We start from the raw sequence: 6,391 nt of genomic DNA on the forward strand, positions 1-6,391 counted from the left end.
CTGCCCCCACCGTCCCCCCTCGCCCGTGTCCCCCGGGCTCCCCGACCAGGAGTGTCAGACGTGCAGACCAACGAGATGGCGGACTTCGGCGTTTCCGAGGTCGAGGAGGCGGTGTACCGCCACTTCCTCCGCCACCCGGAGACCCGCGCCGACCACCTTCACGTGCTGCTGCGCGTCGGCTGCGAGGAGGCCGGCGCGGCGCTGGCCAGGCTGATCCGGCTCGGCCTGCTCAGACCCGGCGACACCACCGGGCGCCTCGTCGCCACCGATCCGGAGACCGCGCTGGCCCGCCTCGCCGAGCTGCGGTTGCGTGAGATCTACGAGGAGATGCACCGCGTCACCCAGTACCGGCACGTGCTGGCCACGCTACGCGCGGAGACGGACCGGCGGCCGGCCGCCGCCCAGGGCGTCGAACAGCTCGACGACTCCAGCGAGATACGCGGCCGGATGGACGACCTCGCCTTCTTCGCCCGCGAGGAGATCGTCTCGGCCGAGCCCCGGGTGCGGCTCTCCGCCGAACAGGTCGGGCAGTGCGGGGCCCGCGACTTCCGGGCGCTGAGCCGTGGGGTGCGGCGGCGGGTGGTGGTGCGGGGCGACGCGCTCGAACACCAGCCGACCGCCGGCTACCTCGGCGAACTCGCCTCGCGCGGCGCCCGGATCAGGGTCGCCGAGGAGATGTCCGACCACGTCGTCGTCTACGACCGCCGGGCCGCCCTGATGCCGCTCGACCCGCGCAACGACACCCGCGGTGCCCTGGTGGTGCACGGCGGGGTGCTGGTGGCCAGCCTGGTCGGCCTCTTCGAGCGGATCTGGGAGCAGGCTGAGGACGTCCCGCTCGCGCTCCGCGACCCGGCGGACCGCGGCACCGGCCTCGCCGAGACGGAGCTGCGGGTGCTGGCCCTGATGTGCACGGTCGGCAAGGACGAGACCGGCGCCCGCGACCTCGGCGTCTCGGTGCGCACCTATCGACGTCACATTGCGGATGTCATGCGCAGGCTAGGAGCGTCGTCCCGGGCCCAGGCCGCCCTGTTGGCCCGCGAGCGCGGCTGGATCTGAGGCGGCGCCCGGCGCGGGGCCGGCGCCGGGCGCGGGGCCGGCGCCCAGCGCGTGGCGGGCGGCCAGCTCCAGTGCCCGGACGCCGGTGGGCAGCGCCGTCCTGACGTCCGGCGCGAAGGCCGGCGAGTGGTTGGACGGCAGCGGCTCCCCACCGGGGGCGAGCGCGGCGCGCCAGCGGGCGGCCGGCACCGTGCCCAGCATCCAGTACGCGAGGCGCACGTGCTCGCCGCCGTGCAGCGCGGCCCCGGCCGGGCCGAACCACGGGAAGTCCTCGGTGGCCGTGGCCGGTTGCCACTCCAGCACCCGGCCGGCGCCGAGCACGTCCGCGTGCGCGCCGCGGACGGCCGCCGTCAGCGCGGCGTCCGGGACGAGCGCGGGGGAGCGGCCGACCTCGGTGATCTCCGGGGGCCGCGGGCAGCCCGACGCGTCGCTCTCGGCGCGCAGCACCCGACGGGTGGCCGCCGCCATCCGGTCCAGCGTCTCCTCGCCGAACGCCCGCAGGCTCAACGCGAGTTCGGCCCGGTCCGGCACCACGTTGGCCAACTCGCCGGCGCGCAGCCGGCCGACGGTCAGCACCGCCTGCTCGGCCGGTGCCGTCTCGCGCGACACCACGGCCTGGAGCCGCAGCACGGCGGCGGCCGCGGCCACCACCGGGTCCACCGTGAGGTGCGGGGTGCCGCCGTGGCCGCCCGAGCCGTGCAGCACGGCCTCCAGCGTGCGGCTGCCGGCCAGCACGGCGCCCCCGGCGTGCGCCACGGTGCCGGCGGGCAGCGGGGCGGCGTGCTGGGCGAGCACCGTGTCCGGCACGCCGCAGCGCTCGTAGAGGCCGTCGCCCAGCAGGGCGCGCGCCCCCGTCAGCGTCTCCTCGGCCGGCTGCCCGACCACCACCACGGTGCCGCGCCAGCCGGCGGTCGCCCGGGCCAGCAGGCGGGCCGCGCCGGCCAGCGCGGCCAGGTGCAGGTCGTGGCCGCAGGCGTGCATCACGCCCGGCACCTCGCTGGCGTACGGCAGCCCGGTCCGCTCCGTGACCGGCAGCGCGTCCAACTCGGCGCGCAGCAGCACCGTGGGGCCCGTGCCGCGGCGCAGCACCCCTGCCACGCCGTGGCCGCCGAGCCCGGTGTGGACCCGGTAGCCGTCGGCGCGCAGCCAGTCGGCGAGCCGGGCCGCGGTCCGCTCCTCGGCGCCCGACGGCTCGGGGTGGGTGTGGAGTTCCAGGTACAGCTCGACGGCGGCCCTGAGCACGTCGGGCGGGACGGCCATGCGGTTCCTCTCCTTCGGTCCGCTGACAGGAGGTGTCAGCGGGCTGACAGCGGAAGCGGGGGCCGGTTGCCAGTGGCCGGCGCTGGAATGGGTCCGTGCCGGGCCACCGCCGGAAGCATCCGGCGCCCGCACGTTTCCCCCGAGGAGGAACCATGTCCAAGAAGCCCGAGCTCGCCACCCTCGCCGACGAGATCCTGGAGCTGGAGTCGGAGACCTTCGAGATCTCCGACTACTCGGACGAGGCCGAGGTCGTCCTCGCCGGCTCGACCTCCTGCTCCTCGACCTCCACCTGCTCCAGCACCACCAGCACCACCTCCTGCAGCGCCTGATTCCGACCCACCGCCGGGATCGCGATCCCGCGCCGCACCCCCCGCGTTCACAGCCCCCTCGCCCCGGCGAACCGGGTCAGGGGAAGGGGTGCGGCGCGGGGTCGTTTCCGGCCGCCGGGCCGCCGACCCGGCGCAACCTGGGCATCCGCAGGGCGCGTTGCCGGTGCCAGCCGAAGTCCAGTGGCAGCAGCCCGGGGACGACGGTGGCCACCGTGGCGAGGCCGGCCGCCCGCTGCTCGGGCGCGGTCTGGTCGACGGCGATGACGTCGTGCCCGGCGCCGACCAACTCGTCGCGCAGCCGCGCCAGATCGTCCAGCAGGTCGGTGGTGCGCGGCCGCACCGTCTCCCAGTCGGCGAAGACCTCGGTGATCGGCCGGGCGGGGGAGGGTTCGAGGAACGCCGCCGCGTGCCGGGCCATCCGGGGCAGCCCGTACAGCTGGGCGTGGTCCTTCAGCTGCCGCACCAGGCCGAAGTCCTCGGCCATCGCCTCCAGTTCGGCCCGCCGTTCGCGGACCTGGAACGGCAGGTGCGGGATGTACGTCAGCACCTCGCTGAGCGCGCCGGCGACCGTCTGTTCCGGGTCGAAGCCGGCCGCCGCGCCGAACGACAGCAGCCCGGGGCCGCCGTCCCGCCGCACGGCGAGCGCGGTGACCACCGGCACCGCCAGGTCGGCCCTGGTGTCGAAGGCGTGCACGTCGTAGCCGAGCAGCGCGGCCCGGTCGAGGGCGGCCCTGATCCCGCTGTCGCGGCAGGTCGACAGGTCGATCCTGGGGGCCCGCGCCCGCCCGTACCAGGCGACGAGGAACGCGTCGCGCTCGACGAGTTCGAGCAGCCCGTGGAGCACCGCCTCGGCCGGATGGCCGCCGGTGGCACAGCCGTTGGAGCACTCGAAGACGAAGTTGTCGGCCTCGACGCCGGCCCCGTAGTGGACGAACCGCGCCGGCACCAGGATCGGCCGCTCGTCGCGCAGCGACCAGCCGTGCAGCCAGGGGATCGGGCGGTCCGGGTCGAACGGGGAGAGCAGCGGGTCGTCCCGGTAGGTCTCGGGCGGGTACGTGCCGCAGTCGGCCGGGTCGAGGACCGCGCCCCGGTCCGGGTCGGCGAGCAGTTCCCGGTAGGAGGCGGTGACCGGGGTGAGGCCGCGCCGGTTGTGGGTGCCCGCGTAGCGTTCGAGTCCCTCCAGGTAGGCGAGGGTGCGGCTGATGGCGTAGCGGTCGCCCTGACCGCTCCAGGTGACGTCGTTGAGGCCGGCGTAGCCGCGGACGAAGTTGCTGCCCGAGATGGGCGCGGTGGTGGTGGACGCCGGGTTGAGGTGGGTGCGGGCGCCGAGCACGCCGCAGACCGGGTTGGCGAGTGCCGCGTCGGGCAGGGCGAACGAGGCGGCGGAGCGCACCCGGTAGGTGTCGGGCGCCGGCTTGGGCGCGTCGGTCAGCGGCGGCAGTCCGTCCGCCGGGCGGTCGGGGCGCGGGGTGACGCAGTGCGGGCAGAGCGGTTCGGGCAGCAGCGGGAGGCTCACCAGGGCGAGGGTGCCCAGGTCGACCCGGGTGACCCGGGGCAACTCCTCGCCGGCCGTGGCGCGTTCGGCGACGGCGCGGGCCGCCGCCCACACGGCGTCGGCGGCGTGCGGGGTGAGCACCGGCCAGCCGGCGGCGCCGGTGGGCTCGGTCGTGCCGGCCTCCAGCGCCTCGCGCTCGGAGCGGGTGCGCAGCCGCTGCCAGCGCATGCCGAGGCACCGGCCGCAGGCGGCGCGCGTTCCGCCCCACGGGCCGAGGAGCACCGCCCGGGAGGTGAGGTGGAACCGGGCGCCGGGGCGGGCGGCGGCGTGCGGGTCGGCCGTGGCGTCGGTGGCGAGCACGTCGGCCGCGCCGAGCGGCACGACCACGGGCTCGGGGCCCGGGCGGCCGGCCGCCGCCCAGCGGGCCCGCAGCGCCGACTGGAGCCGGCCGCTGGCGGCCTCCAGGGGCGGGGGCGGCACGATGGCGGTGGTCGTCGTCACGTCCGGTCGCTCCAGCGGAAGGTGCGGAAGGCGACGGCGCCGAACACGGCCGCGAACGCGACGAGTCCGGCGGCGGCCAGCCCCATGTCCGAGCCGGAGCCCGAGCCGGTCAGGGCGGCCGAGATCCCGTCGTTGAGGTGGCGCAGCGGCAGCACCACGGACACCGTCTGGAGCCAGGACGGCATGGCGTCCAGCGGGTAGAACGAGCCGGAGAGGAACGCCATCGGCACCATCAGGCAGTTGGCGACCGCCGCCACCGCCTCCGGGGTGCGGCAGAAGGAGCCGACGATGGCGCCGAGCGCCAGGAAGGCCGTCACGCCGAGCACCAGCAGCGGCACCGCCAGCGGCCAGCCGCCGGAGAGTTCGAGGCCGAACATCGGCAGCAGCGCCACCGCCACGAACACCACGCCCTGCACCACGCCGATGCCGACGGCCAGCACGTAGCGCGAGCCGAGGATCGCGGACAGCGGGGTCGGGGTCATCCTGATCAGCCGCAGGATGTCGTCCCGGCGCCACTGCATCAGCGTGAAGCCGACGCCGAACACGGCCGCGTTGGCCACGCCCCAGGACAGCACGCCGGGCGCGATGTAGCTGATGTAGGGCCGGCCGCTCTGTTCGACGTCCTGACCGCTGAAGATCAACCCGAAGACGACGAGGAACAGCATCGGGAAGGCGAAGGTGAAGAACAGGGTCGTTTTGTCCCGGGTGTAGGCGCGGTAGCCGGCCTCGCCCAGCGCGGCGAAGGCGCTCACGTGGTGCTCCGTTCGATGGGCTCGTCCGCCGGGCGGTCGTCGGTCGGGCGGTCGTCGGTCGCGCGGTCGTCGCCGAGTTGGTCGGTCAGGCGCAGGTAGACGTCCTCCAGGCTGGCGGTGCGGGTCCGCACGCCCTGGAGGCCGGCGACCTCGGCGATCTCGGCCAGCAGGGGGCCGGCGTCCAGCGTCTCCAACACCACGACGTCGCCGTCGAGTTCGGCGTGCCGGACGCCGGGCAGCGCGGCGGCCGCGGCCACCGTGAGACGCTCGGCCGGCACCAGCAGCCTGGTCGCCGACGTGCTCTGGGCCACCAGCCGGCTGGGGGTGTCGAGGGCGGTCACCCGGCCGCCCGCCACGATCGCCACCCGGTCGCAGAGCGCCTCGGCCTCGTCCAGGTGGTGGGTGGTGTAGACGATGGTGCGGCCGGCCCGCTTCAGGTCGCTCAGCACCCGCCACAGGCCGCGCCTGGCCTGCGGGTCGAGGGCCGCGGTGGGCTCGTCGAGGAAGATCAGCTCGGGGTCGTGGACCAGCGCCGAGGCGATGGCGAGGCGCTGCCGCTGGCCGCCCGACAGGTCCTCGACGCGGACGTCGGCCTGCTCGGTGAGGCCGACGGTGCCCAGGGTCCGGTCGACGGCCGCCCGGTCGGCGCGGTAGAGCGCCGCCACCGTCCGCAGGTGCTCGGCCGCGGTGAGCCGGACGAAGAACGCCGAGGACTGGGTCTGCACGCCCAGCCTGGGCAGCAGCGCGGTGTCCCGCGGCCAGGGCCGGGCGCCGAGCACGGTGACCCGGCCGGAGTCGGCCTGCCGCAGGCCCTCCATGATCTCGATCAGGGTGGTCTTGCCGGCGCCGTTCGGGCCGAGCAGGCCGAAGAACTCGCCCCGGGCGATGGTGAACGAGATGCCGTCCACGGCCCGGACGGCCCCGTAGCTCTTGCGCACGTCGTCCAGGACGACGGCCGGCGGCGGTGCCTCGCCGCCGGTCTCGGGTGGGTGGGGCAC

The 6,391-nt window shown here is 75.9% G+C and carries 6 protein-coding genes; 2 read left to right on the top strand and 4 right to left on the bottom strand.

Annotated elements, in window-relative coordinates; translation table 11 throughout:
- Window positions 1-60: 60 nt before the first annotated feature.
- Window positions 61-1,056 carry a helix-turn-helix domain-containing protein gene (locus E1283_RS29710; protein ID WP_243745195.1) on the top strand — a complete coding sequence of 332 codons (996 nt, stop codon included), beginning with the start codon at window positions 61-63 and terminating at the stop codon, window positions 1,054-1,056.
- Here E1283_RS29710 and E1283_RS29715 read toward each other — a convergent pair.
- Window positions 997-2,316 (bottom strand): amidohydrolase, encoded by a 1,320-nt coding sequence (locus E1283_RS29715; RefSeq protein ID WP_132821260.1) that lies wholly within the window; start codon window positions 2,314-2,316, stop codon window positions 997-999. The genes E1283_RS29710 and E1283_RS29715 overlap by 60 nt on opposite strands.
- Before the next feature lie 152 nt (window positions 2,317-2,468).
- Between E1283_RS29715 and E1283_RS29720 the strand changes: the two genes are divergently transcribed.
- The gene (locus E1283_RS29720; RefSeq protein ID WP_132821261.1) at window positions 2,469-2,645 is read left to right on the top strand and encodes a thiazolylpeptide-type bacteriocin; all 177 of its coding nucleotides are present in this window, start codon (window positions 2,469-2,471) and stop codon (window positions 2,643-2,645) included.
- A gap of 76 nt (window positions 2,646-2,721) precedes the next feature.
- Here E1283_RS29720 and E1283_RS29725 read toward each other — a convergent pair whose 3' ends face one another.
- Genes E1283_RS29725 through E1283_RS29735 form a run of 3 tightly spaced genes read right to left on the bottom strand, consistent with a single transcriptional unit; the run spans window position 2,722 to window position 6,391 of the window.
- Window positions 2,722-4,641, bottom strand: coding sequence for a TOMM precursor leader peptide-binding protein (locus E1283_RS29725; RefSeq protein ID WP_132821262.1), 1,920 nt, complete (start codon window positions 4,639-4,641; stop codon window positions 2,722-2,724).
- A complete protein-coding gene (locus E1283_RS29730) occupies window positions 4,638-5,393 on the bottom strand; it encodes an ABC transporter permease (RefSeq protein ID WP_132821263.1) in 756 nt (251 codons plus the stop codon). Before E1283_RS29730 ends, E1283_RS29725 begins: the two co-directional genes overlap by 4 nt.
- The gene (locus E1283_RS29735; protein WP_132821264.1) at window positions 5,390-6,391 is read right to left on the bottom strand and encodes an ABC transporter ATP-binding protein; all 1,002 of its coding nucleotides are present in this window, start codon (window positions 6,389-6,391) and stop codon (window positions 5,390-5,392) included. Before E1283_RS29735 ends, E1283_RS29730 begins: the two co-directional genes overlap by 4 nt.

Source organism: Streptomyces hainanensis, from assembly GCF_004348415.1.
Classification (GTDB): Bacteria; Actinomycetota; Actinomycetes; order Streptomycetales; family Streptomycetaceae; genus Streptomyces; species Streptomyces hainanensis.

What these genes read in the sequence shown, in the direction of transcription:
- E1283_RS29715 (WP_132821260.1), bottom strand. Translation starts at nt 2,316, where the DNA reads ATGGCCGTCCCGCCCGACGTGCTCAGGGCCGCCGTCGAGCTGTACCTG.
- E1283_RS29720 (WP_132821261.1), top strand. Translation starts at nt 2,469, where the DNA reads ATGTCCAAGAAGCCCGAGCTCGCCACCCTCGCCGACGAGATCCTGGAG.